The organism is Massilia soli (assembly GCF_016809835.1).
Taxonomy (GTDB): domain Bacteria; phylum Pseudomonadota; class Gammaproteobacteria; order Burkholderiales; family Burkholderiaceae_D; genus Telluria_A; species Telluria_A soli.
Genome location: NZ_JAFBIL020000007.1, coordinates 182006 through 206144, shown reverse-complemented (window position 1 = coordinate 206144; position 24139 = coordinate 182006). Strand labels below are relative to the sequence as shown.

Below are 24139 nucleotides of genomic sequence, written 5' to 3'. Positions count from 1 at the left end.
TTACTCGCCGATCATCTCGCCCGAGGTGCGCTCCATCGGGCGCTTCTCCTTGCGCCACTGTTCGAGCGTGAGCGGGGTGTCGGTGCCGAAGTCTTCGACCAGGATTTCGTGGTCCCGCTTCGATACCAGGAAGCTCTCCCACGGGTGCGCGGCATCGCTGCCGTTTTCGACGAAGCTGAACTGCCAGTAGTGCTTGCCCTTGACGACGCGCGGCGCGCTGTCGTATTCGATCAGCGCACCGCGTACCTTGCCGGCCGAGGCTTTCTCCAGCTGGCTGGACCACGCCTGCAGCTCCGGCAGTGCCATCAACGCCGTCATGGCCTGTTCGCGGGTACGGGTCGCCCCAGGATCGACCGCGCTTGCCGACGCCGCCGGCGCCGCAGGCGCTGGCGCCTCGCGGCAGCCACCCAGCACCGAAACGAGCGCGATGGCTGCGAGCAGGGCTGCTGCCCGGACGCGCTGCTTGGACGATTCCTGCTTGAGCATGTTGACACCCTTTTTTATAGTTGCGGCCATACTAAAGCAAAGGCATGGCGGCGGCAATCATGCTGGGCTGGGAAGTAGCCGGACACATCCTTTGAGCTAGATCAAGTGCTTGAGCGAGCGCAAACAATAGATAAGAAGATAATGGACGCATCTTCTTTATAGGAGTGCGACCGTGAAACTTTTAGCGAAACGACTGATCTCGGGACTACTTGCCGCCTCCGCGCTGGCTTGCGCACCAGCCAGCGCGGAAATCATCAGCTTCGACGGCCTGCGCACGCCAGGACCGATGCCGGCCGTGTACCGCAACGTCGCGTGGGAGCAGGGCTGGTATTACCTGACCTCGGCTTTCCCGCCTTTCAATGCGCACACCCGGCCGACGCGCGTGTTCAGCGATGCGGCCGAAAAGAGTTTTACGTTCCTTGATGGCGACAAGATCTTCAAGGGTGCCTGGTTCGCCGGGTATTACTACGTCTCGTTTAATCTGTATAACGACGGGATGCTGGTGCATTCTTCGCCGATGCTGGAAATGTTTGGCGACGGGCCGGTGCAGTTTCTGGCCAGCGGCTACAAGGGATTTGTCGATACCGTGACCGTGGTAGGCGTGGCCGGCGGCTATGTGATGGACGATGTGACTTTCCGCGGCGAGGTGCCTGAACCGGGCGTGCCGGAGTTGTTTATCGCGGGGATGCTGGCGGCGGCGGTGCTCAATGTCGGCTTCCGCAAGACCGCAAAGGCCGGCGAGGCCGTCATCCCCGCACAGGCGGGGATCCATACCGGGCTGGATAGTCAAGGCCTGTGAGAATCGGGCCGTGTATGGGTTCCCGCTTTCGCGGGAACGACGGGGGTCGCGAGCACATTGAAAAAGCCTGCAAGGCGTAACCTTGCAGGCTTTTTTTGTGCTGCTGGGAGCAGGGCGCCTGGAACAAGCGCCCCTGTCCGGCAAAATTACATCATGCCGTCCATGCCACCCATGCCGCCCATGCCGCCCATACCGCCCATGCCGCCCATCGCTGGCTTGTCTTCAGCCAGTTCGCAGACCATGGCATCGGTGGTGAGCATCAGGCCAGCGATCGATGCTGCGTTCTGCAGTGCCGAGCGGGTGACTTTAGCTGGATCCAGCACGCCCATTTCGACCATGTCGCCGTAGGTGCCGTTTGCTGCGTTGTAGCCGAAGTTGCCCGTGCCAGCCAGAACAGCTGCAACAACAACCGATGCTTCTTCGCCAGCGTTCTGGACGATCATGCGCAGTGGCTCTTCCATTGCACGCAGGACGATCTTGATACCAGCATCCTGGTCAGGATTGTCGCCCTTGATGCTCAGGTTCGAGCGTGCGCGCAGCAGTGCTACGCCGCCGCCAGGAACGATGCCTTCTTCAACCGCTGCGCGGGTTGCGTGCAGTGCATCTTCAACGCGTGCTTTCTTTTCCTTCATTTCGACTTCGGTGGCTGCGCCAACCTTGATCACTGCAACGCCGCCTGCCAGCTTGGCAACGCGTTCCTGCAGCTTTTCACGGTCGTAGTCCGAGCTTGCTTCTTCGATCTGTACGCGCACCTGCTTGACGCGTGCTTCGATCGAGGATGCTTCGCCAGCGCCGTCGATGATGATGGTGTTTTCCTTGCCGACTTCAACGCGCTTGGCCTGGCCGAGTTCTGCCAGCGTGACCTTTTCCAGGGTCAGGCCGACTTCTTCAGCGATGACCTGGCCGCCGGTCAGGATAGCGATGTCTTCCAGCATTGCCTTGCGGCGGTCGCCGAAGCCTGGTGCCTTGACAGCAACGGTCTTCAGGATGCCACGGATGTTGTTGACAACCAGGGTTGCCAGCGCTTCGCCTTCGATGTCTTCGGCGATGATCAGCAGTGGACGGCCAGCTTTGGCGACTTGTTCCAGGATTGGCAGCAGGTCACGGATGTTCGAGATCTTCTTGTCGCACAGCAGGATGAACGGGCTGTCCTGGATAGCAACTTGCTTGTCCGGGTTGTTGATGAAGTATGGCGACAGGTAGCCGCGGTCGAACTGCATACCTTCAACGATGTCCAGCTCGTCGTTGAGCGACTTGCCGTCTTCAACGGTGATAACGCCTTCCTTGCCGACTTTTTCCATCGCTTCAGCGATACGCTCGCCGATCGAGTAGTCCGAGTTAGCCGAAATCGCGCCAACCTGGGCGATTTCCTTGGTGGTGGTGCATGGCTTCGAGATCTTGGCCAGCTCTTCGACGGTAGCAGCAACTGCCTTGTCGATGCCGCGCTTCAGGTCCATCGGGTTCATGCCGGCGGCAACGAACTTCATGCCTTCGCGAACGATTGCCTGCGCCAGTACGGTTGCAGTGGTGGTGCCGTCGCCGGCGTTGTCGCTGGTACGCGAAGCAACTTCCTTGACCATCTGCGCGCCCATGTTCATGAGCTTGTCTTTGAGTTCGATTTCTTTCGCAACCGAAACGCCGTCCTTGGTGACGGTAGGCGAGCCGAACGAACGCTCGAGCACAACGTTGCGGCCTTTCGGGCCCAGGGTGACTTTGACTGCGTTGGCGAGGATGTTGACGCCTTCAACCATTTTGGCGCGCGCTGCGTCGCCGAATACTACATCTTTAGCTGCCATGTTTGTTTCTCCGTTAAATTCGTTGGTGGGTCAAACGGTGCCGCTGATTACTTGACCAGCACGGCCATGATGTCTTCTTCGCGCATCACGAGCAGTTCTTCGCCTTCAACCTTGACGCTCTGGCCCGAGTATTTGCCGAACAGTACGCGGTCGCCAACTTTGACTTCCAGCGGACGCACATTGCCGTTTTCCTGCACTTTACCGTTGCCGACAGCGAGGATCTCGCCCTGGTCCGGCTTTTCAGCGGCTGCATCAGGGATGATCAGGCCGGACGCGGTTTTGGTTTCCTGGTCGAGACGCTTGACGATGACGCGATCGTGCAAAGGGCGAAGGTTCATGCAAAACTCCTTAGTTTTCAATGGTTTGACTTACTGTCGACGGAAACAGCGGGGCCGTTTCCTGCCGCATACGTGCCGTTCCAGAGACTGCAACGGCCAGAAAGAGTTGTTAGCACTCTCTACTAACGAGTGCTAATTATAGGGACGGTCAGGGTGGTTTTCAAGGCGCTAAGTGTTTTATTTAACTAATACCCTTGATCTTGCGCAAACGTCATGCTCGCCTGGCGGAAACTGTTGTCGTACAGATTGCATGAATAAAGTCCCCTAACGTACTGAATCGGTTGACGGAAATTCCCCGCCACCACTATAGTTACGGGATGATTTCCGAATTCCAAGACCTATCCGAAAAAATCGACCGGCTTGCCGAGCTGACGACGTCGCTCCGCCGCGAAAATGCCCTGCTGCGCCAATCGAATGCCCTGCTGGGGCGTGAGAACGAAGCCTTCATGGAGCGCCTGTCCGAGGCTCAGCGCCGGGTCGAGGCGCTGCTGGCCCAACTGCCCGCGCCTGACGCCGACGACGACGCAACCATCAAAGAGGCCGCCCAATGATCCATCTCGACGTTACCATCATGGGTACCCCGTATCGCCTGGTGTGCAAGGAGGGCGAGCAGGCCACGCTGAGAGAGGCGGTGTCCTACCTCGACGCCCGCATGACCGCGCTGCGCGACTCCGGCAAGGTGAAGGGCAACGACCGTATTGCCGTCATGGCGGCGATCAGCGTCGCGGCCGAATTCCTGTCGGTAAAATCGCCGCAAGGCGGCCCGCTTTCGGACATGTCGATCCTGGAAGTCAAGCAGAAACTGAGCGCGATGCATACCGTGTTGGACAGCGCGCTCACGCCGCAAGAAAATCTGTTTTAACAGCCCAAATTCGTTTGACACGGCGACACATCGGAGTAAACTTCGTTCCACCCTGCGGTGTTCGCGATTGCCATATATTCCTTGAACCATTTATGTGCATCGGTTGCGGAATTTTGTTCGATGGGCGTGAGCGTCGCTAGTCCGACGAACCCGAAATTGAACTAACTGTGACCACCTTGAACCATCAGGTTCGGGATGCCGGCAAAAACGGCACAGGCGGGGCTCTTATTCCAAAAGCGGTTGCAAGCATTCGATGCGCAACCGCTTTTTTTTATGGGCGCGTATTTCTCGCGCCAACTTTCAACGGGGAGTGCGGATGGCGTATTGGCTGATGAAATCGGAACCGGACGAAGTCAGCTTCGCGGACGTGCTGGCGGCGCCTGGAAAAACGGTGGCGTGGTTCGGCGTGCGCAATTACCAGGCACGTAATTTCATGCGCGACCAGATGAAGGTCGGCGACGGCGTCCTGTTCTATCACTCCAGCTGCGCGGTGCCTGGCGTGGCCGGGATTGCGGAAGTGGTCAGCGACCCGTATCCCGACGCCTCGCAATTCGACAAGAAAAGCCACTATTACGATCCGAAAGCCACGCCTGAGCAGCCGCGCTGGGTATCGGTCGACGTCAAGGCAGTCGAACAGGGCAGCTATCTGCCGCTGTCGGAAATGCGCACCATGGCGGAGCTGGAAGACATGGTGCTGCTGCAAAAGGGCAGCCGGCTGTCGATTACGCCGGTCAGCGCGGGGCAGTGGAAGGCAGTACTCAAGCGGCTTCGCGCGGCCAGCTAGCTATTGGCCATTCCGGGCCATCATCCCATCCTGGATACAGGCAGCGCAGGTAAACGGCGCCGCATATTCTCCCTGGCTGGTCGTCCGGCGTAGAATGGATGGATTCAGTCAGGAAACTATCGCATGAAATCAATGAGTAAGATTGCCGCACGACGGAGCGCCACCTGATGGATGTCGGCTTGATCGCAATGCTCCTCGTGATGGGAACGGCGGGCGGCTATGCCGCCGGCCTGCTGGGCATCGGCGGCGGCATGGTGCTGGTGCCCTTCCTCACGATGATTTTAACCTCGCGCGGCTTTCCTCCCGAGCTGGTCGTACACATGGCGATTGCGACATCGCTGGCGACCATCATGTTCACGTCGCTGTCATCGGTACGCGCGCACCACAAGCATGGCGCGGTGTTGTGGCCGGTCGTGCGCAAGCTGGCGCCGGGAATCCTGATAGGTTCGTGGATCGGTCCCTGGATCGGCAAGCAGCTCGATACGTCCGCGCTGGCGCTGGTGTTCGCGCTGTTTGTCGCGTTCTCGGCAACCCAGATGCTGGTGAATAAAAAGCCGAATGCGTCGCGCGATCTGCCCAAGGCCCCGGGCATGTTTGCAGCAGGCGGTGTGATCGGCATCGTTGCCGGCCTGGTTGGCGCAGGCGGGGGATTTATCTCGGTGCCGTTTATGGCCTGGTGTAACGTCAAAATTCATAACGCGGTTGCGACCAGCGCAGCGCTCGGATTCCCGATCGCGCTGGCCGGCACGCTGTCGAACGTTTATTTTGGAATGGGCGAGCCGCGCCTGCCGGAATACTCGCTCGGGTATATTTATTTGCCGGCGCTGGCCGTTATCGCCGCGGCGAGCGTGACGATGGCGCCGATGGGCGCGCGCGCCGCGCATAAAATGCCGGTGGCGAAGCTGAAGCGGATATTCGCGGTGATCCTGTATGCGCTCGCGGCCTATATGTTGTGGAAGGCCTTTTCCTGACAACGCTTGCCTTTCCTGGATGCAACGAATAGTATTGACGAGTTTGTAATTTTAATAACCCGTCATGTTCAAACTAGCGTCGTCCCTTCTCATGCTGGCCATCGGCGCGCTGGCGCATGCCGAGCCGGTTATCAGCCCTGCGACATCCGCGCCGGCACCTGTGATTTTTGCCGACCTGCCGTATTTGCCCGGTACGACATTTGCAGCGCTCTCGCCTAACGGTCAATATATCGCCATGATCCGATACGAGGACGGCGATTCGACGGTAATGGTTGCGGACGTGGCTGACCTGAAGTTCAAGCCCGTCGCCAAGAACAAGAAGGGGCGCGATGGTTTTTGGACATTCAGCAAAGTACCATTGGCCGTGCACTGGATCGGCAATGACCTGCTGGCGATCAACTATAACAAAGGCGCCGATGCGATAACCCGCGATGGGAAGTTTGTCGCCAATCTTGGCGATCGGGTGATCAGGAGCCTTCCAGGCTCCGATCCGGCAGCGCCGATGGTCATGGCCTACGCGGACCTCGACGATATGTCGCTGGTCCGCGTGAACGCCCGCAACGGGCGCAAGGACCACCTGAGTTTTCCCATGAGCGGCAAGCCGATCGCGTATGCATTCGATGCGCGGGGCGAGCCGCGCGCAGTCACCATGATCGATTCGTCCTTTTGGAAAGATGCGACGACCATCACCAACTGGTTCAAGCCGCCGGGCAAACAGGATTGGCAGAAGCTGGAGGAATCCAGGGTCGTCGACGATTTCTGGATCCCGCTGCACGTACCGGCCCAGGAAAACACCATCGTGATTTCTTCGCGGCGAGGACGGGATACCTACGCTATTTTCGAATACAACACCCAGACTAAATCCATCGGCGAGATGATGGCCGGGCACCCCTCGCTCGACATCGTGCGCGCGGTAGGGATGGATAAATCAACCTTCGAGCTGGTGTCGACCAGCGGCATGCGGCAAACCCAGGTGTGGTTCAATCCCGAATGGGCTGCCCTGCAAAAAGCGATCGATAAGCTGTTCCCGAAACACCACAATGTATTGAACGGCGATTTGAAAAGTAATGTACTGGTACATTCGCGAAGCGATGTCGATCCGGGCGCCTGGTACGTCCTGAACGTCGCCGCCATGTCGCTGCGCCATGTCGGCAGCTACCATTCGACCATTCATCCGGAATCGATGCGGCCGATGGCAAGCATGTCTTACCCAGTCAGCGACGGCTTTGTGGTACCCGCGTTCCTGACCTTGCCCGACGTGAAAACGCGTCCCTTGCCTACGGTCGTCATGATCCACGGTGGTCCAACCGAGCGTGATGAGTGGGGGTTCAATCCCGAAGTGCAGATGCTCGCGGCGAAGGGATATGCGGTATTCCAGCCCCAGTTCCGCGGCTCCACCGGCTTCGGCAGGAAATACGAGGAGGCCGGCTACGGGCAGTGGGGGCTCGGGATGCAGGACGACGTCACTGCCGGGGTCGAGTACCTGATCAAGAAAGGCATCGCGGACCCTAAGCGGATTTGCATCTACGGCGCCAGCTATGGCGGTTATGCGGCGATGTGGGGCCTGGCCAAAACCCCCGAGCTGTATCGTTGCGGTATCAGCTTTGCAGGGGTGGCTGACCTGGAGCTGATGTTCCGTGACTCTTCAAATCGCAATTCCAATAAAGCCGCCGCCGCGGTCCTGCGTCACCGGATCGGCGACCCGAAACTCAACAAGCAGCAGTTCGACCAGGTGTCGCCGCTCAAGCACGCAGGCCGAATCGTCGCGCCTGTGCTGTTGATGCATGGTGACGAAGACCAGATTGTGCCGATTATCCATGGAGAGAAACTGCGCGACGCCCTTATCGTGAATGGCAAGCGGGTTGAGTGGCGGAAGTTTGAAGGTGAAGGCCACGGCACTTCCACACGCGCCAACCTGCACACCTACTACAATGCGATGACCGCGTTTCTTGCCAAGCATATCGGACCCGGCGAAACCACTCCAACCCCGGCAGCCGCGCCGAAAACGCCACCCTGACAGGGCGGTCGCGACTAAGCGCGCGGCATTGAACCCGTGATAAGCGATTTCTCCATCCGGATCAACGGGATTTCAACCCCGTTGACGTCGACCGGATTGGGCGCCAGCGCGTGGTAAGCGCTCACTTCGTACAGCGGCACGCCGCTCAGCGTGGCCATTAACCCCACACGCGTGAAACCTTCGGCGGCTGCGGCTGTCTCACAGCTTAACAGGATGAGTTTTGCCACGCCCCGGCGTGCGAACTCGGGGTGCGTGTACATCGCGCGCACCCGCGCCGGGTCGCGCGTCGGGTCGAGCAAGGCCGGGTCGCGTGCGTGCACGCTGTTGTCGCCGCCGTACAGCGTGGCGCGCTTGCTCCAGCCGCCGCATCCGATCAGCCGTCCTTCGCATTCCACGACGAAGTAGGTGCCGTCACGCACCAGCTGGGTATCGAGTCCCATGATGGCGCGGCTGGCTTCAATCTGGGCATCGGTCAGGAACGACTTTTGCAGCGTGCCGACCGCCGCTGCAATCAGCGCCGGCAGGGCAGGCAAGTCGCGGTCTTCGGCTACCCGGATGGCGAAGCCAGCCATGTCGCTTAAGCCCGCGCAGGTGCGCGGCCTTCGCGCGAGTACGTCCATACCAGCATCGCGATGGCGGCGATGATCATCGGCAGCGACAGCATCTGGCCAGACGTGATCGGCAGGCCCGCAACCGTCACTTGCCAGTCCGGCACGCGGAAGTACTCAGTGAAGAAGCGTGCGCAGCCGTACAGGAGCGTGAACACCGCGCCGACCGCCAGGCGCGGGCGCGCCTTGCGTGAGTACATCCACAGCAAGATAAACACCAGCAGGCCATCGACCAGCGCCTGGTACAGCGGCGATGGATGGCGCGGCCCCTCGACACCAGGCCACAGCATTGCCCACGGCAGGCTGGCATCGGCGATGCGGCCGGGCAGTTCGGCGTTGATGAAGTTGCCGATGCGGCCAGCGGCGTAACCAAGCGGCACCAGCGGGGCGATGAAATCCCAGACGTCGAGCACATTGCGTTTTGACTTGCGCGCCCACAGCGACATCGCTACCAGCACGCCGAGGAAGCCGCCGTGGAACGACATGCCGCCCTGCCAGATCTTGAAAATATCGATCGGATTGGCGAAGAAATGCGCGGGTTGATAGAACAGCACTTCGCCCAGCCGGCCGCCGACCACCACCCCAAGCATGCCGTAGAACAGCATGTCGTCGAGGTCCTCTTTCTTCCAGCCCTGAGCGGCAATGTGCGGCTGCTTGATGCGCACGCGTCCCAGCAACAGGAAGAGGCCGAAAGCGACCACGTACATCAAGCCATACCAATGGATGGCGACAGGGCCAAGTTGGAGGGCAACGGGATCCGGCATCGGATGGGTCAGCATGTCTATATATTCTTTCTTAATAAGTCGAGGAAGCCTTGCAGCACGGGTGACGGGTTATCGCGGCGCCAGGCCAGGCCGGTTTCCACCAGCGGTGTCGGGTCGTGCAGCGCCCGGTATTCTACGCCGGGTCGCATCAAGTTACTGACGGATTGTGGCACAAGTGCCAACCCCATGCCTGCCGAAACGAGACTGACGATGGTCTGCATCTGGATCGCCTCCTGTCCGATCTGCGGCGTGATGCCTGCCGCGCGGAAAACGGCGAGGATGGCGTCGTGCAAGGCCGGTGCGATCGGGCGCGGGAAAATGATCAGCGGAATCCGTGGCAGGTCTTTCAGCCAGACGGCGCCGGGCTTGCCCAGGCCGTCGAGGCCGGCGGGAGCGGCCAGGATCAGCGGTTCGTCGAGAACCTTGAGGTAGTCGAGCACGCCCTCGGCTTTCTCCGGCAGCGGCGGAATGATCAGTCCCGCATCGACGCGCTCGCGCAGCAAGTCATCGACCTGGACGTCCGAGGTGGCTTCCTGCAGCACAATCTGGACTTGCGGGAAAGCCGCGCGATAGTTGCGCAGGAAGGGCGGCAGTACGCTGTAGTCGGCGGAGGACACGAACGCGAGCGCAAGGCGGCCCGATTCGCCGCCGGCCGCGCGCGTCACCAGGCCGGGAAGCTCCGCCGCCTGGGCGAGCATGCGGCGCGCTTCGGGCAATAACGCCTCACCCGCGGGCGTGAGCGCCACGGCGCGGCGGCTGCGGATGAACAGCAGCGTGCCAAGCATGTCTTCCAGCGTCTGGATCGCTTGCGACAGCGGCGGCTGGGTCATGTGCAGGCGATCGGCCGCCTTGCCGAAGTGGAGCTCTTCGGCGACGGCCACGAAATAGCGTAGTTGGCGTAGCTCGATATTCACTGATATGCGTTTCGTTTCAATATGCTGCCTGTGATATGCGTAGAGTATCACAGCGCTATGTATTCGGTATTTGACTTGCTACCGTGTCGGAGGCATTCTGACAAGATCAGAAAACAGGAGTCCACCATGGCCGACACGCCGCGCTACAACCGCCGATCCCGCAACGTTACCGAGGGCATCGCCCGCAGCCCGAATCGCTCGATGTACTACGCGCTGGGCTACCAGGAAGCCGATTTCGACAAGCCGATGATCGGCATCGCCAACGGCCATTCGACCATCACGCCATGCAACTCGGGGCTGCAAAAACTGGCCGACATCGCCATCAGCGCCGTGCGCGAAGCGGGCGCGAACCCGCAAGTATTCGGCACGCCAACCATTTCGGACGGCATGTCGATGGGCACCGAAGGCATGAAGTATTCGCTGATCTCGCGCGAAGTGATCGCTGACTGCATCGAAACCGCGGTCAACGGGCAATGGATGGACGGTGTCATGGCGATTGGCGGCTGCGACAAGAACATGCCGGGCGGGATGATCGCCATGGCGCGCACCAATGTGCCGGCCATTTACGTCTATGGCGGCACCATCAAGCCGGGCAACTGGAAGGGCAAGGACCTGACCATCGTATCCTCGTTCGAAGCGGTCGGCGAATTCACCGCCGGACGCATGTCGAAAGAAGACTTCGACGGCATCGAGCGCAATGCCTGCCCGTCGTCGGGCTCGTGCGGCGGCATGTACACCGCCAACACGATGTCGTCATCGTTCGAAGCGCTGGGCATGTCGCTGATGTACTCGTCGACGATGGCCAACCCGGACGATGAAAAGGTCGGCTCGGCGGCCGAGTCCGCACGTGTGCTGGTGGAAGCCGTCAAGCGCGACCTCAAGCCGCGCGACATCATCACCCGCGCCTCGATCGAGAACGCGGTCGCGCTGATCATGGCGACGGGTGGCTCGACCAATGCGGTGCTGCATTACCTGGCGATTGCCCATGCGGCCGAAGTTGAATGGACCATCGACGACTACGAGCGCATGCGCCGCAAGGTGCCGGTGATCTGCAACCTGAAGCCGTCCGGGCAATACGTCGCGACCGATCTGCACAAGGCCGGCGGCATCCCGCAAGTGCTCAAGCTGCTCCTCGACGGCGGCATGCTCAATGGCGATTGCATGACGATCACCGGCCGCACCATCGCGGAAGAGCTTGCTAATGTGCCTGCGCTCGACCCGAATCAGGACGTAATCCGCCCGCTCGACAAGGCCCTGTATGCCGAAGGCCACCTGGCTATCCTGAAGGGCAATTTATCACCCGAAGGCTGTGTCGCGAAGATCACCGGGCTGAAGAATCCGGTGATCACCGGTCCGGCGCGCGTATTCAACGATGAGCAGTCTGCGATGGCGGCCATTCTTGCCGACCAGATCAAGCCGGGCGATGTGCTGGTGATGCGCTACCTCGGCCCCAAGGGCGGGCCGGGCATGCCGGAAATGCTGGCGCCGACGGCCGCGCTGATTGGCAAGGGCATGGGCGACTCGGTCGGGCTGATCACGGACGGGCGCTTCTCGGGCGGCACCTGGGGGATGGTGGTCGGGCACGTCTCGCCCGAAGCCTTCGACGGCGGCACGATTGCGCTGGTACAAGAAGGCGACTCGGTGACGATCGACGCGCACCAGTTGCTCATCCAGCTCAACGTCCCGGACGACGAGATCGCGCGCCGCCGCGCCGAATGGAAGCAGCCTGCGCCGCGCTACACCCGCGGCGTGCTGGCAAAGTTTGCCGCTTTGACATCGAGTGCCAGCAAAGGTGCCGTCACCGGATAACAACGAGCAAAACTTCCAAAATCGGGGACAGACCGGGGCGCGCAGACCACCATTTAACTTCCAAAATCGGGGACAGACCACCATTTTAGAATGTTCTGAAATGGTGGTCTGTCCCCGATTTTGGAATATTACTTTTTGGTCTTGTCGAAGCTTTGCTTCACGCGCGCCTTGCGGCGCTGTTCGTCGACGTTGTGTTCTTTTTTCTTGTCCAGCCCGAGCAGCTTTTCGATGAATTCGAACCAGATGAACGCAACTACCATCAGGCCAACTATCCACCACCAGGAAATCTCGGCGAATCGCCAGACTTCGAAGTAGCGCAGTGGTATCAAGAGAACAATAATAATGATGAGTGGCATTCGAAACTCCTTTTCTTGAATGCATCTTACAAACTTTCGACTGCCTCGGGGGAATTTCGGTGTGTCCTTGGTGCAACATCAAGTCAACCGCCCAGGGGGCTGCTGCGTTAATCAAAGTGAGAGCCCGCCTGTGAGTTTTCGGCTTACGCGGTAGAATGCATTTGGTAGTCATTGTTATCTTGGAGAATTAAATGAAACGGTCCCTGTTGGTAGTTTTGGCAATGTCGGCGCTGGCTTCGTCAGGCGCGATGGCGAGTACAGACCTGGCGAAGGCCAAGAACTGCATGGCTTGCCACGCGGTTGCGAACAAGCTGGTTGGCCCTGCGTTCAAAGACGTCGCAGCCAAGTACGCCGGCCAGAAGGATGCGGAAGCGAAGCTGACCGCGAAAGTGCTCAAGGGCGGCTCCGGCACCTGGGGCGCGGTCCCAATGCCAGCGAACCCGCAGGTGAGCGAAGCTGAGGCGAAGACCCTCGTCAAATGGATCATGGCGCAGAAGTAATTATTCGCCAGCCAATAAAAAACGCGCCGAGGCGCGTTTTTTTACGTCCATCACTGCCTGGCCGGAAGCGCAGCTCCCGGCCAGGCCTGTGATTAATAGATGACGTCCATCTTGGTCTTCTTGCCGCCCTTGTAGGTGAACAGGGTCAGCGCGCCGTTCTGGATGTCGCCCTTGGTGTCGAACTGGATGTTGCCCGTCACGCCCTGGTACTTGATCTTCTTCAGTTCAGGCAGGTACTTGGCCGGATCGGCCGAGTTGGCGTTCTTCATCGCCGTCGCCATGACCATCACAGCGTCGTAGACATATGGCGCGTACAGCTGGACGTCGGCGTTGTACTTCTTCTTGTAGCGCGCCCGGAAGTCGGCCATGACCTTCTCTTGCGGACCCTTGACGCCGCCTGCTTCAGCGCAGGTGATGTTGCCTTCGCCCAGGCCATCGCCAGCCAGGCGCGACAGTGCCTCGGTGCAGATGCCGTCGCCGCCCATGAACTTGGCCTGGATGCCCAGCGCCTTCATTTGCTTGAGCATCGGGCCGCCGACCGCGTCCATGCCGCCGAAGAAGATCAGGTCAGGCTTCTTGGCCTTGATCGAGGTCAGGATGGCGGTGAAGTCGGTCGCGTTTGGATTGGTAAATTCCTTGCCGACGATTTTCACGCCTGGGAACTTCTTCTTCGCACCTTTGACAAACTCGTCAGCCACGCCCTGGCCGTAGGCCGAGCGGTCGTCGATGACGGCGATACTCTTGGCCTTCAGGTTGTCGACCGCATACGCGCCCAGCGTGCCGCCCAGCTTGTTGTCGTTCGCGACGACGCGGAATGCCGACTTGAAGCCCTGCTTGGTATATTGCGGCGTGGTTGCCGATGGCGAAATCTGTGGGATGCCGGCGTCGTGGTAGATCTTCGATGCAGGAACGGTGGTGCCCGAGTTCAGGTGGCCGATCACGCCGTGCACTTTGGCGTCGACCAGTTTCTGCGCCACTGCGGTGCCTTGCTTCGGATCGGCGCCGTCGTCTTCCGTCAGCAGTTCGAGTTTCACTTTCTTGCCGCCCAAGGTGAAGCCGTTGGCGTTCAATTCCTCAATTGCCATCTTGGCGCCATTCTCGTTGTCCTTACCGAGGTGCGCGCTGGCGCCGGAGATCGGGCCGACGTGGCCGATCCGAACGACTTCCTGGGCGCTGGCCGAACCGGCGAAGGCGATCGCGATAGCGAGTGGAATGAGTTTCGTCGTGAACTGCATATACTTCCTCCAATGGATAGAAAACGGGCGTTCGTGACGCCTTTATAAATTTTACGTAGGCAAAAGGTACAACAATTTAAAAGCTTAGCAAAGGCTAAACTTCAATTTTATTGGCCGTGCCGGGTTAACGCACCGACCCGGGGAGCGGTGCACCAGAATTTTGCGCCAGTTGTAAGCAGATGAAAGTGTTCAGGACGCTGGGGTGGGCTCCCGGGTGCTGCTGACGGCTTTGTATGCGCCAAGCGCGCCAATAATGCCGATGCCGGTATGGATCAACATCAACCACCACAGGCTCTGGGTCAGGTAATACGCAATCGTGAAAATGAAGGCGGAAATGATGCTGCTGATGAGCTGTTGCGGGCTTTTGTACCCATGCGCGAGGCCATAGGCGATGGCCGCTGCGGCTATCGCGGGGAACGCGCCAATCAATGGTGTCAGCACCGCTAGCAGGAAACCCCGGTACAGCAGTTCCCAGCCGGTGCCGACGAATAGCGATGCCACGAAAAACATTCGCAGCTCGGCAGCGGTTCGCGGCATCGCGTCACTGTCCATAACCTGCGATTCCAGTTCCGCGCGCTTGTCGTCTGTCAGTGACCTGGACGACATGGCGCCGGCCAGCCAGAGCACGGCGAGGAGAATCAGCGCGCCCACCAAGCCCCAGAATCCAGCGCGCGATAACGGCCAGTCGAGGCCCAGCGAATCCGCGCTGCGCCCGGCGAACATGGTAACGGCTGCCAGCATCGCCAGCAGGATCGCAATTTCCACGATCGTCTTCAGGTAGCGCGGGGCACGCGTAGCGGTCGCCTGCTTGTTCAGGCTCTTCCAGATACTCCGCGCGGGCATGACCGCAACGAGATAGGCAGCGAGGATAAGTTCCGGCATCGGCAAGGTCCGCGCTTTCAAGTAAGGACAACGATCGGCAGGGCAGCCACGCTTATCCGCCCTACATGGAGAAATCCGACGCTTACTTCTTGAGCGTCTGCAGGTGCGTCAGTTCCTGCGCCACCGCGCGCACGACGATCTTTTCGATGGTCTGCTGCAGTCCCTGCTGAATCTCGGCCGTCAGCCCCGCCACGGCGTGCCGCAGCACTTCTTCCATGCTGTCCTTGAGCCGCTGCTCCAGCACGAAGTCGACCCGGCCCTGCAGCTGCTGCAAGATCCGCTCCGACAGGCGCCGCTCAAGCAATGTCCATTCCGGCTCGGTCCAGGTATCGATTGCGCGCTGTTCGAGGTCCGCGTGCAGCGTGCCTTGCGCCGGCAACGCCGCCGCGGCTGGCGCCTCCTCCTTGTCGAATACCTCGGTCAGTACCGGAATGCTCGCGTCGAATGCCTGGTTGCTCATGTCTGTCCTGCGACGAAATGGGTCAGTGGGTAGGATTGCTGTTTGTAGGCGACGTAGCGCTTGCGGCCCGCCGCGGCGTCGTCTTCGTCAGTCGAAATAATCTCGAACACGCGCTGGAACTTGTCCACCGTCGAGGGCATCCGGCGCGTCAGGTTGACCAGCATGTCCGCGTGCGGGAACGCCGCTTCTTCATCGTGGGTGACGATGACCGGCGTATGCGGGGCGAGCGCGTCGCCCGCCATCACATGCGGCAGGAAGTCGGTCGGCGACACCGTCCACAGCGCCTCGTTCAGCGCCGCGGCCTGCGCGGCGTCTTCGGCCAGCAGCACCAGCTTGCCGCGCGCGGCGAGGGCCTTGCGGGTCAACCTGCAGGCGTAGGCCAGCTTGTCGGGGATGTTGGTATGGAAGTCGATGCGTGTCATGGGGTCAGAATTGGAACGCTGGCGTAGTGGATTTTTTCTTTTCGCGTGCCTGGGCTTCGCGCGCGGCAGCAGCGCTGGCTTCGGCGTCGGCGGCCTGCGCCGCTTCGCGCTGCTGGCGTTGAAGGGCTTCCGGCGATGGGCCGGTCGCTGGCGGCGCGGCGGCAACGGCTTCTGGATGGCGATAGCGCGATGGCAGCATGCTCTTGGCCGGGTAGGCGGCATTGGTCAGCGCGCTGTTCCACTCGCCCGTCTCGAATCCCAGCAGCTTGCTGCGACCGACCAGCAGCAGCGGCAACTGGCCATCGCTGCCTGCTTGCTTGAGTTTGTCCTGGTCCGCCGCCGTGGTCACCGTCTTCTCGGTAAACGGAATGCCGCGCGCCTTGAGCAGCGCCCGGCCCGAGTCGCAGCCCGAACATTTGGGCATCGTGTACAGCGTCACCGGCGAGGTGCGCGCGGCGCGCGCCAGCTCGTAAGGCAGCGGCACCAGCACCGCATCGGCGCCGCCATACGGCTTGACCTCGGCCTGCTTCGACGCCGGAGGCGTGTCGCTGTAATGCGTCACGCCCTTGGCGTCGACCCATTTGTAGATCTGCGCGCTGGCCGATGCGCCAGCCAGCAGCAGCGCCGCGCCAAGCGCCGCCGGGATCAGCTTTGCGATATTCATGGTCTTAATCAGCCTTCATGCCGCTATGCCGCAGCAGGGCATCGATTTTCGGTTCGCGGCCGCGGAAGGCCTTGAACGATTCGAGCGCCGGACGCGAGCCGCCCATGGCCAGGATCTCGCGCTGGAAGCGCTTGCCGGTTTCTTCCGACAGCGTGCCGCCGCCTGCTTCGACCGCTTCTTCAAAGGCGGCGTACGCGTCGGCGGACAAGACTTCGGCCCACTTGTAGCTGTAGTAGCCGGCGGCGTACCCGCCCGAGAAGATGTGGCCGAACGAGTGCTGGAAGCGGTTGAACGCGGGCGGCATCATCACCGAGAACTTCTCGCGCACGTCGTTGATCAGCTCCTGCACGCTGCGCGCGCTGGCCGGATCGTAGTCGTAGTGCAGGTGCATGTCGACCAGCGAAAACTCGACCTGGCGCAGCGTCTGCATCCCGGACTGGAAGTTTTTCGCGGCCAGCATCTTGTCGTACAGGGCGCGCGGCAGCGGTTCGCCGGTCTTGACGTGCGCCGTCATGTGCTGCAGTACGTCCCACTCCCAGCAGAAGTTTTCCATGAACTGCGACGGCAGTTCGACCGCGTCCCACTCGACGCCCGAAATGCCCGACACGCCCAGCTCTTCGACTTCGGTCAGCATGTGATGCAGGCCGTGGCCGAATTCGTGGAACAGCGTGGTCACTTCGTCGTGCGTAAACAGCGACGGCTGCAGCTGGCCGTCGACCGTCGCCGGCGGCGTGAAGTTGCAGGTCAGGTAGGCGATCGGCGTCTGGATCACGCCGCCGGTATCGAGCTTGCGGCCGCGCGCGTCGTCCATCCAGGCGCCGCCGCCTTTGCCGGCGCGGGCGTACAGGTCGAAGTAGAACTGGCCGACCAGCTGGCCGTCGCGTTCAATGCGGTAGAAGCGCACGTCCGGATGCCACACCGGCGCGCTGTCAGGCTTGATCTCGACCGAGAACAGGGTTTGCACGAGGTGGAACAGGCCGTCGATGACCTTCGGCTCCGGGAAGTATTCCTTCACTTCCTGCGCCGAGAAGGCATAGCGCTGCTCGCGCAGCTTTTCCGACGCATAGGCGATGTCCCAGGCTTCGAGCTTGTCGATGCCCAGTTCGGCGCGGGCGAAGGCGCGCAGTTCATCGAGGTCGTTCTGCGCGTACGGGCGCGCGCGGTAGGCCAGGTCTTGCAGGAATTCGATCACGTGCTCGGGGCTTTGCGCCATCTTCGGCACCAGCGATACTTCGGCGAAGTTGCGGTAGTCGAGCAGGCGCGCTTCTTCATTGCGCAGCTTGAGCAGCATCGAGATGTTCTCGCTGTTGTCCCACTTTTCCATTTCGCTGAAGAAGGTGCCTTGTTCCGACGCCTTGGTGGCGCTGGCGCGGTAGATGGTCTCGCGCAGCTCGCGCTTGTCGGCGAACTGCAGCAGCGGGAAGTACGACGGGAAGTGCAGCGTGAACTGGAAGCCTGCCTTGGCGTCGGCTTCGGCGGCGGCGCGCGCGGCCTGCTTGACGTCGTCCGGCACGCCGGCCAGGTCGGCTTCACTGTCGACCAGCAGCTTGTAGTCGTTGGTTGCGTCGAGCACGTTCTCGGAGAAGCGGGTCGACACCGCGGCCTGCTGTTCCTGGATGTCGGCGAAACGCTCCTTGCGCTCGGCCGGCAGCTCGGCGCCGCCGAGGCGGAAGTCGCGCACCGCGTTGCCGACCAGTTTCTGGCGCGCCGGCGACAGCGATGCGAAGTCCGGGCTGGCGGCGATCGCCTTGTATTTGGCGAACAGCGCTTCGTTCTGGGCCAGCGCGGTCCAGAACTCGGTCACTTTCGGCAGGTTGTCGTTGTAGGTGGCGCGCAGCTCGGGCGTGTCGGCCACGTTGTTCAGGTGGTTGACGATGCCCCAGGCGCGGCCCAGGCGCTCGGTGGATTCTTCCAGCGGCACCACGAAATTATCCCAGCTGACGTTGTCGCCCGGGGCTTCGAGGCTGGCGACAACGGCGCTGGCCTTGGCGATCAGTTCGTCGATCGCTGGGGTTACGTGTTCGGGCTTGAACTGATCAAAGCGCGGCAGGCCGGAAAAGTCGAGGAGGGGATTTGCAGTCGTAGTCGTCATGTCATTTTCCAGTTCGTTGATCGCGGCCTTGCCGCGCAAATTAAATTCGTTCAGCCGCTTCCACCGTATTCATCAGCAGCATCGTGATCGTCATCGGGCCGACACCGCCCGGCACTGGCGTGATGTACGACGCCACGTCGCGCACCGCGGCGGTGTCGACGTCGCCGCACAGCTTGCCGTTGTCGTCGCGGTTCATGCCGACGTCGATCACGATCGCGCCCGGCTTGACCATGTCGGCCGTCAGCGTGTTGCGGCGCCCGACCGCTGCGACCACCACATCGGCCTGGCGGGTGTGGTACGCCAGGTCCGGCGTCGCGCTATGGCATATGGTCACGGTGGCGTTGGCTTGCAAGAGCAGCAGGCCCATTGGCTTGCCCACCGTGTTGCTGCGGCCGATGACCACGGCGTGCTTGCCGCGCAGGTCGACGCCGGTGCTTTCGATCAGCTTCATGCAACCGTACGGCGTGCACGGGCGGAAGCCGGTCAGCCCGGTCAACAGTTCTCCGGCCGACAGCACCGAGTAGCCGTCCACGTCCTTGGTCGTCGAAATCGCTTCAATGACCTTGTGCGGATTGATGTGCTTCGGCAGCGGCATCTGTACAAGGATACCGTGAATCGACGGATCGGCGTTCAGCGACGCGATGCGGTCGAGCAGGGCGGCTTCGCTCAGGTCGGCGTCGTACTTCTCCAGCACCGAGTGGAAGCCGACGTCGCCGCAGGCCTTGACCTTGTTGCGCACATAGACCTGGCTGGCCGGGTCTTCCCCGACGAGGATCACGGCGAGGCCGGGTTGCTTGCCCTTGGCGGTCAGCGCGGCGGCGCGCTGGGCGATTTCCGCGCGCAGTTGTTGGGAGAGGGCGATTCCGTCGATCAGTTGAGCAGGCATGATTGGCAATGGGGCAGGGAAAATAGCGATTATAAGGCGTGGGGCGTAAGGTGGCGTCCATCGACGTCATTCCCGCGAAGGCGGGAATCCATGCTGAGATGCCATCGCGATAGGGCGTCGTTCACAAACCAGTCGATTTTGCATAGGTTCCCGCTTTCGCGGGAACGACGGCGAAGGCATATTCCACAATATGAAATGATCTTCCGCAATTTGAAAATCTTCAAGAGTGCTGTTAGAATTCCTGCACTAATTAATGGTATTTTTAAACACTTAGCAAAAACGTCCGCCAGCGATCCCGGGATCGGGTAGGGCACTAACAAAGGAGACGCACCAATGTCAGCTCAACTCGACCAGTTGACGGCACAAGCCGCCAACGATCCGGATACGCTCGAAACCAGGGAATGGCTCGATGCGCTCGAAGCGGTCATCGAAAACGAAGGCCCTGAGCGCGCGCACTACCTGATGGAGCGGCTGGTCGACCTGGCCCGCCGCCGCGGCGCCACCATCCCGTTTTCCAGCAATACCGCCTACGTCAACACCATCCCCACCCATCTCGAAGAGCACTGCCCGGGCAACCTGGAATTCGAAGAGCGCCTGCGCTCGTGGATGCGCTGGAACGCGATGGCGATGGTGGTCAAGGCCAACCGCGCCGACGGCGACCTGGGCGGCCACATCTCGTCGTTCGCCTCGCTGGCGAACATGCTGGGCATCGGCTTCAACCACTTCTGGCGCGCTCCGAGCGAAGGCCATGGCGGCGACCTGCTGTACATCCAGGGCCATTCCTCGCCAGGCATCTACGCGCGCGCCTACCTTGAAGGCCGCATCACCGAAGAACAGTTGCTGAACTTCCGCCGCGAAGTCGACGGCAAGGGCCTGTCGTCGTACCCGCACCCGAAACTGATGCCGAAATTCTGGCAGTTCCCGACCGTGTCGATGGGCCTGGGCCCGCTGATGGCGATCTACCAGGCGCGCTTCCTGAAGTACCTGCACGCGCGCGGCATCGCCGACACCGAAAACCGCAAGGTCTGGGTGTTCTGCGGCGACGGCGAGATGGACGAGCCGGAATCGATGGGCGCGATCGGCATGGCCTCGCGCGAGCGCCTCGACAACCTGGTGATGGTGGTCAACTGCAACCTGCAGCGCCTTGACGGCCCGGTGCGCGGCAACGGCAAGATCATCCAGGAACTCGAAGCGGACTTCCGCGGCGCCGGCTGGAACGTCGTCAAGGTCATCTGGGGCCCGGGCTGGGACGCCCTGCTGGCCAAGGACAAGGACGGCATCCTGCAGCGCGTGATGATGGAAACCGTCGACGGCGAATACCAGAACTACAAGGCCAAGGACGGCGCCTACGTGCGCAAGCACTTCTTCGGCAAGCACCCGGAGCTGCTGAAGATGGTCGCCAACATGACCGACGACGACATCTGGCGCCTGACCCGCGGCGGCCACGATCCGCACAAGATCTACGCCGCCTTCAAGAACGCGCAAGACAACAAGGGCACCCCGACGGTGCTGCTGGTGAAGACCGTCAAGGGCTTCGGCATGGGCAAGTCGGGCGAGGCGCGCAATACCGCGCACCAGACCAAGAAGCTCGACGACGAGGCGATCCGCGAAATGCGCGACCGCTTTGCGATCCCGATCCCGGACGACCAGCTGAAAGACATCCCGTTCTTCAAGCCAGCCGACGATTCGCCTGAGATGATGTACCTGCACGAACGCCGCAAGGCACTGGGCGGCTACCTGCCGCAGCGCCGCGAGAAGGCTGAAGAAGTCCTGCCGGTTCCGGAACTGGCGGCCTTCAAGAATGTGCTCGACGCCACCGCCGAAGGCCGCGAAATCTCGACCACGCAGGCTTTTGTCCGCATCATCTCGACACTGCTGCGCGACGAGGCCCTGGGCCAGCGCATCGTGCCGATCCTGGTGGACGAATCGCGTACCTTCGGCATGGAAGGCCTGTTCCGCCAGATCGGCATCTTCAACCAGCAGGGCCAGTTGTACGAGCCGGTCGACAAGGACCAGGTCATGTACTACCGCGAAGACAAGGCCGGCCAGATTCTCCAGGAAGGCATCAACGAAGCGGGCGGCATGAGCTCGTGGATCGCGGCGGCGACGTCGTACTCGACCAACAACCGCGTGATGATCCCGTTCTACACGTTCTACTCGATGTTCGGCATGCAGCGCATCGGCGACCTGGCCTGGGCGGCAGGCGACATGCGCGCGCGCGGCTTCCTGATGGGCGGCACGGCCGGACGCACCACGCTGAACGGCGAAGGCCTGCAGCACGAAGATGGCCACAGCCACATCATGGCGGCGACCATCCCTAACTGCATGCCGTACGACCCGACCTTCGCGCACGAAGTCGCCGTCATCGTGCAGGACGGCCTGCGCCGCATGGTGGCCGAACAGCAGGACGTGTTCTACTACATCACCCTGATGAACGAGAACTACACGCATCCAGGCCTGACGGCCGGCAGCGAAGAAGGCATCCTGAAGGGCATGTACCTGCTGCAGCAAGGCGACGCCAATGCCAAGCAGCGCGTGCAGCTGATCGGCTCGGGCACGATCCTGCGCGAATCGATTTTCGCCGCCGAACTGCTGCTGAAGGACTGGGGCATCGCGGCCGATATCTGGTCGGCGCCTTCGCTGACGCTGATCGCGCGCGACGGCCAGGATTGCGAACGCTGGAACCTGGTCAACCCGACCGCAGCGGCGCGTGTTCCTTACGTGACGCAGCTGATGGAAAACACCAGCGGCCCGATCGTTGCTACCACCGACTACATGCGCCTGTTCGCAGAACAGATCCGCGCGTTCATGCCGAAGGGCCGCACTTACCGCGTGCTCGGCACCGACGGTTTCGGCCGCTCGGACAGCCGCGTCAAGCTGCGCGAGTTCTTCGAAGTGAACCGCCACTACATTACCGTTGCGGCGCTGAAGTCGCTGGCGGAAGAGGGCAAGATCGAAGCGTCGGTTGTCGCCGACGCGGTAGCGAAGTATGGTATCGATCCAAACAAGCCAAATCCGGTGACTCAATAACGCCACCACGTCGTTCCCGCGAAGGCGGGAACCCATGCGCCGCGCGCCAAGCCGCGTGAGCATAGGTTCCCGTTTCCGCGGGAACGACACGCGGTTAACTCAAATAAGAACGGAGCAACGATATGAGCGTAGTGGAAGTTAAAGTCCCGGATATCGGCGACTTCAAGGAAGTCGAAGTCATCGAGTTGATGGTCAAGGTAGGCGACACCATCAAGGTCGATCAGTCGCTGGCCACCGTCGAATCCGACAAGGCCAGCATGGAAATCCCGTCCAGCCACGCTGGCGTGGTCAAGGAAATCAAGATCAAGGTCGGCGACAAGGTCGCTGAAGGCTCGCTGCTGCTGACGGTGGAAGCTGCCGAAGGCGGCGCAGCGGCCGAAGCGCCTGCGGCGGCACCAGCGCCTGCGGCGGCACCAGCTGCGCCAGCACCAGCGGCCGCACCTGCCCCGGCTCCGGCCGCAGCACCGGCCGCAGCACCAGCGTCAGCACCGGCTCCAGCGCCCGCGGCTGAAGCGCCAGTCTCGAACGGCAAGGCACACGCATCCCCATCGATCCGCAAGTTCGCGCGCGAACTCGGCGTCGACCTGACCCGCGTGCCGGGCAGCGGTCCTAAAGGCCGCATCACCCAGCAGGACGTGCAAAGCTTCGTCAAGGGCGTCATGTCCAGCGGCGCGCCGGGTAACGGCTCAGCGGCGGCCAGCGGCGGTTCCGGCGTCGGCCTCGACCTGCTGCCGTGGCCGTCGCTCGACTTCTCCAAGTTCGGTCCGACCGAACTGCTGCCGCTGTCGCGCATCAAGAAAATCAGCGGTCCGAACCTGCACCGCAACTGGGTGATGATCCCGCACGTGACGCAGTTCGACGAATCCGACGTCACCGACCTCGAACAGTTCCGCGTCGATTCGAACGCCGCACTGGCGAAGGCCAAGTCGACCGTCAAGCTGACCATGCTGGCGTTCGTGATCAAGGCCAGCGTCGCCGCGCTGAAGAAGTACCCGGCGTTCAATGCGTCGATCGACGGCACCGGCGCGAACCTGATCCTCAAGCAGTACTACAACATCGGCTTCGCGGCCGACACGCCGAACGGCTTGATGGTCCCGGTCGTCAAGGACGCCGACAAGAAGTCGATCTCGCAGATCGCCACCGAAATGGCCGAGCTGTCCGGCGCCGCGCGCGACGGCAAACTGAGCCCGGCCAACATGCAGGGCGCGACCTTCACGATCTCGTCGCTGGGCGGTATCGGCGGCACCGCGTTCACGCCGATCATCAACGCACCGGAAGTGGCGATCCTTGGCCTGTCCAAGTCGTCGATGAAGCCGGTGTGGGACGGTGCGGCATTCCAGCCGCGCCTGATGCTGCCGCTGTCGCTGTCGTACGACCACCGCGTGATCGACGGCGCCATGGCCGCACGCTTCACCGCATACCTGGCCGAAGTCATGGCCGACCTGCGCAAGTCACTGCTTTAAG

General features: G+C 61.5%; 24 protein-coding genes and 1 other RNA gene. 11 read left to right on the top strand and 14 right to left on the bottom strand.

Annotation, left to right across the window (positions count from 1 at the left end; genetic code table 11):
* Positions 1–486, bottom strand: coding sequence for a hypothetical protein (locus I4X03_RS18240; RefSeq protein ID WP_223469676.1), 486 nt, complete (start codon positions 484–486; stop codon positions 1–3).
* Between the two features lie 172 nt (positions 487–658).
* Between I4X03_RS18240 and I4X03_RS18235 the strand changes: the two genes are divergently transcribed.
* Entirely contained in the window at positions 659–1285 is a 627-nt protein-coding gene (locus I4X03_RS18235) for a hypothetical protein (protein WP_223469675.1), read from the top strand.
* Between the two features lie 146 nt (positions 1286–1431).
* On the opposite strand, the gene groL is transcribed toward I4X03_RS18235, so the two are convergent.
* Positions 1432–3081, bottom strand: a complete 1650-nt coding sequence (groL, locus tag I4X03_RS18230) for a chaperonin GroEL (protein ID WP_223469674.1) — start codon at positions 3079–3081, stop codon at positions 1432–1434.
* Between the two features lie 47 nt (positions 3082–3128).
* A complete protein-coding gene (gene groES, locus I4X03_RS18225; RefSeq protein ID WP_223469673.1) occupies positions 3129–3419 on the bottom strand; it encodes a co-chaperone GroES in 291 nt (96 codons plus the stop codon).
* 317 nt (positions 3420–3736) lie between these two features.
* On the opposite strand from groES, the gene I4X03_RS18220 reads away from it, so the two are divergent.
* From I4X03_RS18220 to I4X03_RS18195, 6 genes are all read left to right on the top strand, one after another.
* Positions 3737–3970 (top strand): DUF904 domain-containing protein, encoded by a 234-nt coding sequence (locus I4X03_RS18220; RefSeq protein WP_223469672.1) that lies wholly within the window; start codon positions 3737–3739, stop codon positions 3968–3970.
* Positions 3967–4281, top strand: a complete 315-nt coding sequence (locus tag I4X03_RS18215; protein ID WP_223469671.1) for a cell division protein ZapA — start codon at positions 3967–3969, stop codon at positions 4279–4281. The genes I4X03_RS18220 and I4X03_RS18215 overlap by 4 nt, the downstream gene beginning before the upstream one ends.
* Positions 4282–4327: 46 nt before the next feature.
* A non-coding RNA gene (ssrS, locus tag I4X03_RS18210) (6S RNA) lies at positions 4328–4508 on the top strand.
* Positions 4509–4597: 89 nt separating this feature from the next.
* Positions 4598–5065 carry an EVE domain-containing protein gene (locus I4X03_RS18205; RefSeq protein WP_223469670.1) on the top strand — a complete coding sequence of 156 codons (468 nt, stop codon included), beginning with the start codon at positions 4598–4600 and terminating at the stop codon, positions 5063–5065.
* Positions 5066–5232: 167 nt separating this feature from the next.
* Positions 5233–6036, top strand: coding sequence for a sulfite exporter TauE/SafE family protein (locus I4X03_RS18200; protein ID WP_223469669.1), 804 nt, complete (start codon positions 5233–5235; stop codon positions 6034–6036).
* Between the two features lie 64 nt (positions 6037–6100).
* A complete protein-coding gene (locus I4X03_RS18195; protein WP_223469668.1) occupies positions 6101–8053 on the top strand; it encodes an alpha/beta fold hydrolase in 1953 nt (650 codons plus the stop codon).
* 14 nt (positions 8054–8067) lie between these two features.
* On the opposite strand, the gene I4X03_RS18190 is transcribed toward I4X03_RS18195, so the two are convergent.
* The 3 genes from I4X03_RS18190 to I4X03_RS18180 are packed head-to-tail and all read right to left on the bottom strand — an operon-like array spanning position 8068 to position 10339.
* The gene (locus I4X03_RS18190) at positions 8068–8625 is read right to left on the bottom strand and encodes a GNAT family N-acetyltransferase (protein WP_223469667.1); all 558 of its coding nucleotides are present in this window, start codon (positions 8623–8625) and stop codon (positions 8068–8070) included.
* 5 nt (positions 8626–8630) lie between these two features.
* Positions 8631–9440, bottom strand: a complete 810-nt coding sequence (lgt, locus tag I4X03_RS18185; RefSeq protein ID WP_223469666.1) for a prolipoprotein diacylglyceryl transferase — start codon at positions 9438–9440, stop codon at positions 8631–8633.
* 2 nt (positions 9441–9442) lie between these two features.
* The gene (locus tag I4X03_RS18180) at positions 9443–10339 is read right to left on the bottom strand and encodes a LysR family transcriptional regulator (protein ID WP_223469665.1); all 897 of its coding nucleotides are present in this window, start codon (positions 10337–10339) and stop codon (positions 9443–9445) included.
* A gap of 126 nt (positions 10340–10465) precedes the next feature.
* Between I4X03_RS18180 and ilvD the strand changes: the two genes are divergently transcribed.
* Positions 10466–12148: a dihydroxy-acid dehydratase gene (gene ilvD, locus I4X03_RS18175; protein ID WP_223469664.1), complete on the top strand. Its 1683-nt coding sequence runs from the start codon at positions 10466–10468 to the stop codon at positions 12146–12148.
* A gap of 128 nt (positions 12149–12276) precedes the next feature.
* Here ilvD and I4X03_RS18170 read toward each other — a convergent pair whose 3' ends face one another.
* Positions 12277–12504, bottom strand: coding sequence for a TIGR04438 family Trp-rich protein (locus I4X03_RS18170; RefSeq protein WP_223469663.1), 228 nt, complete (start codon positions 12502–12504; stop codon positions 12277–12279).
* Between the two features lie 191 nt (positions 12505–12695).
* Here I4X03_RS18170 and I4X03_RS18165 point away from each other — a divergent pair, with 191 nt between their 5' ends.
* Positions 12696–13004, top strand: coding sequence for a c-type cytochrome (locus I4X03_RS18165; protein WP_223469662.1), 309 nt, complete (start codon positions 12696–12698; stop codon positions 13002–13004).
* A gap of 92 nt (positions 13005–13096) precedes the next feature.
* Here the strand turns inward: I4X03_RS18165 and I4X03_RS18160 are convergent, their stop codons facing one another.
* The 7 genes from I4X03_RS18160 to folD form a co-directional block, all read right to left on the bottom strand.
* Positions 13097–14239: a branched-chain amino acid ABC transporter substrate-binding protein gene (locus tag I4X03_RS18160; protein ID WP_223469661.1), complete on the bottom strand. Its 1143-nt coding sequence runs from the start codon at positions 14237–14239 to the stop codon at positions 13097–13099.
* 189 nt (positions 14240–14428) lie between these two features.
* A complete protein-coding gene (locus I4X03_RS18155) occupies positions 14429–15121 on the bottom strand; it encodes a CPBP family intramembrane glutamic endopeptidase (RefSeq protein ID WP_223469660.1) in 693 nt (230 codons plus the stop codon).
* A gap of 82 nt (positions 15122–15203) precedes the next feature.
* Positions 15204–15581, bottom strand: a complete 378-nt coding sequence (locus tag I4X03_RS18150) for a DUF2486 family protein (protein WP_223469659.1) — start codon at positions 15579–15581, stop codon at positions 15204–15206.
* Positions 15578–16003, bottom strand: a complete 426-nt coding sequence (locus I4X03_RS18145) for a DNA polymerase III subunit chi (protein ID WP_223469658.1) — start codon at positions 16001–16003, stop codon at positions 15578–15580. The genes I4X03_RS18150 and I4X03_RS18145 overlap by 4 nt, the downstream gene beginning before the upstream one ends.
* Before the next feature lie 4 nt (positions 16004–16007).
* The gene (locus tag I4X03_RS18140; RefSeq protein WP_223469657.1) at positions 16008–16667 is read right to left on the bottom strand and encodes a glutaredoxin family protein; all 660 of its coding nucleotides are present in this window, start codon (positions 16665–16667) and stop codon (positions 16008–16010) included.
* 4 nt (positions 16668–16671) lie between these two features.
* Positions 16672–18759, bottom strand: coding sequence for a M3 family metallopeptidase (locus I4X03_RS18135; RefSeq protein WP_223469656.1), 2088 nt, complete (start codon positions 18757–18759; stop codon positions 16672–16674).
* A gap of 40 nt (positions 18760–18799) precedes the next feature.
* Entirely contained in the window at positions 18800–19645 is an 846-nt protein-coding gene (gene folD, locus I4X03_RS18130; protein ID WP_223469655.1) for a bifunctional methylenetetrahydrofolate dehydrogenase/methenyltetrahydrofolate cyclohydrolase FolD, read from the bottom strand.
* A gap of 333 nt (positions 19646–19978) precedes the next feature.
* Between folD and aceE the strand changes: the two genes are divergently transcribed.
* Positions 19979–22675 (top strand): pyruvate dehydrogenase (acetyl-transferring), homodimeric type, encoded by a 2697-nt coding sequence (gene aceE, locus I4X03_RS18125; protein WP_223469654.1) that lies wholly within the window; start codon positions 19979–19981, stop codon positions 22673–22675.
* A gap of 122 nt (positions 22676–22797) precedes the next feature.
* Positions 22798–24138: a dihydrolipoyllysine-residue acetyltransferase gene (gene aceF / locus I4X03_RS18120; RefSeq protein WP_223469653.1), complete on the top strand. Its 1341-nt coding sequence runs from the start codon at positions 22798–22800 to the stop codon at positions 24136–24138.
* Position 24139: the final 1 nt, after the last annotated feature.

What these genes read in the sequence shown, in the direction of transcription:
- I4X03_RS18165 (WP_223469662.1), top strand. Translation starts at nt 12,696, where the DNA reads ATGAAACGGTCCCTGTTGGTAGTTTTGGCAATGTCGGCGCTGGCTTCG.
- I4X03_RS18190 (WP_223469667.1), bottom strand. Translation starts at nt 8,625, where the DNA reads ATGGCTGGCTTCGCCATCCGGGTAGCCGAAGACCGCGACTTGCCTGCC.
- I4X03_RS18150 (WP_223469659.1), bottom strand. Translation starts at nt 15,581, where the DNA reads ATGAGCAACCAGGCATTCGACGCGAGCATTCCGGTACTGACCGAGGTA.
- I4X03_RS18205 (WP_223469670.1), top strand. Translation starts at nt 4,598, where the DNA reads ATGGCGTATTGGCTGATGAAATCGGAACCGGACGAAGTCAGCTTCGCG.
- folD (WP_223469655.1), bottom strand. Translation starts at nt 19,645, where the DNA reads ATGCCTGCTCAACTGATCGACGGAATCGCCCTCTCCCAACAACTGCGC.
- I4X03_RS18145 (WP_223469658.1), bottom strand. Translation starts at nt 16,003, where the DNA reads ATGACACGCATCGACTTCCATACCAACATCCCCGACAAGCTGGCCTAC.
- I4X03_RS18240 (WP_223469676.1), bottom strand. Translation starts at nt 486, where the DNA reads ATGCTCAAGCAGGAATCGTCCAAGCAGCGCGTCCGGGCAGCAGCCCTG.
- groL (WP_223469674.1), bottom strand. Translation starts at nt 3,081, where the DNA reads ATGGCAGCTAAAGATGTAGTATTCGGCGACGCAGCGCGCGCCAAAATG.
- ilvD (WP_223469664.1), top strand. Translation starts at nt 10,466, where the DNA reads ATGGCCGACACGCCGCGCTACAACCGCCGATCCCGCAACGTTACCGAG.
- I4X03_RS18215 (WP_223469671.1), top strand. Translation starts at nt 3,967, where the DNA reads ATGATCCATCTCGACGTTACCATCATGGGTACCCCGTATCGCCTGGTG.
- aceE (WP_223469654.1), top strand. Translation starts at nt 19,979, where the DNA reads ATGTCAGCTCAACTCGACCAGTTGACGGCACAAGCCGCCAACGATCCG.
- I4X03_RS18195 (WP_223469668.1), top strand. Translation starts at nt 6,101, where the DNA reads ATGTTCAAACTAGCGTCGTCCCTTCTCATGCTGGCCATCGGCGCGCTG.
- I4X03_RS18135 (WP_223469656.1), bottom strand. Translation starts at nt 18,759, where the DNA reads ATGACGACTACGACTGCAAATCCCCTCCTCGACTTTTCCGGCCTGCCG.
- lgt (WP_223469666.1), bottom strand. Translation starts at nt 9,440, where the DNA reads ATGCTGACCCATCCGATGCCGGATCCCGTTGCCCTCCAACTTGGCCCT.
- aceF (WP_223469653.1), top strand. Translation starts at nt 22,798, where the DNA reads ATGAGCGTAGTGGAAGTTAAAGTCCCGGATATCGGCGACTTCAAGGAA.
- I4X03_RS18155 (WP_223469660.1), bottom strand. Translation starts at nt 15,121, where the DNA reads ATGCCGGAACTTATCCTCGCTGCCTATCTCGTTGCGGTCATGCCCGCG.
- I4X03_RS18140 (WP_223469657.1), bottom strand. Translation starts at nt 16,667, where the DNA reads ATGAATATCGCAAAGCTGATCCCGGCGGCGCTTGGCGCGGCGCTGCTG.
- I4X03_RS18170 (WP_223469663.1), bottom strand. Translation starts at nt 12,504, where the DNA reads ATGCCACTCATCATTATTATTGTTCTCTTGATACCACTGCGCTACTTC.
- groES (WP_223469673.1), bottom strand. Translation starts at nt 3,419, where the DNA reads ATGAACCTTCGCCCTTTGCACGATCGCGTCATCGTCAAGCGTCTCGAC.
- I4X03_RS18160 (WP_223469661.1), bottom strand. Translation starts at nt 14,239, where the DNA reads ATGCAGTTCACGACGAAACTCATTCCACTCGCTATCGCGATCGCCTTC.
- I4X03_RS18200 (WP_223469669.1), top strand. Translation starts at nt 5,233, where the DNA reads ATGGATGTCGGCTTGATCGCAATGCTCCTCGTGATGGGAACGGCGGGC.
- I4X03_RS18220 (WP_223469672.1), top strand. Translation starts at nt 3,737, where the DNA reads ATGATTTCCGAATTCCAAGACCTATCCGAAAAAATCGACCGGCTTGCC.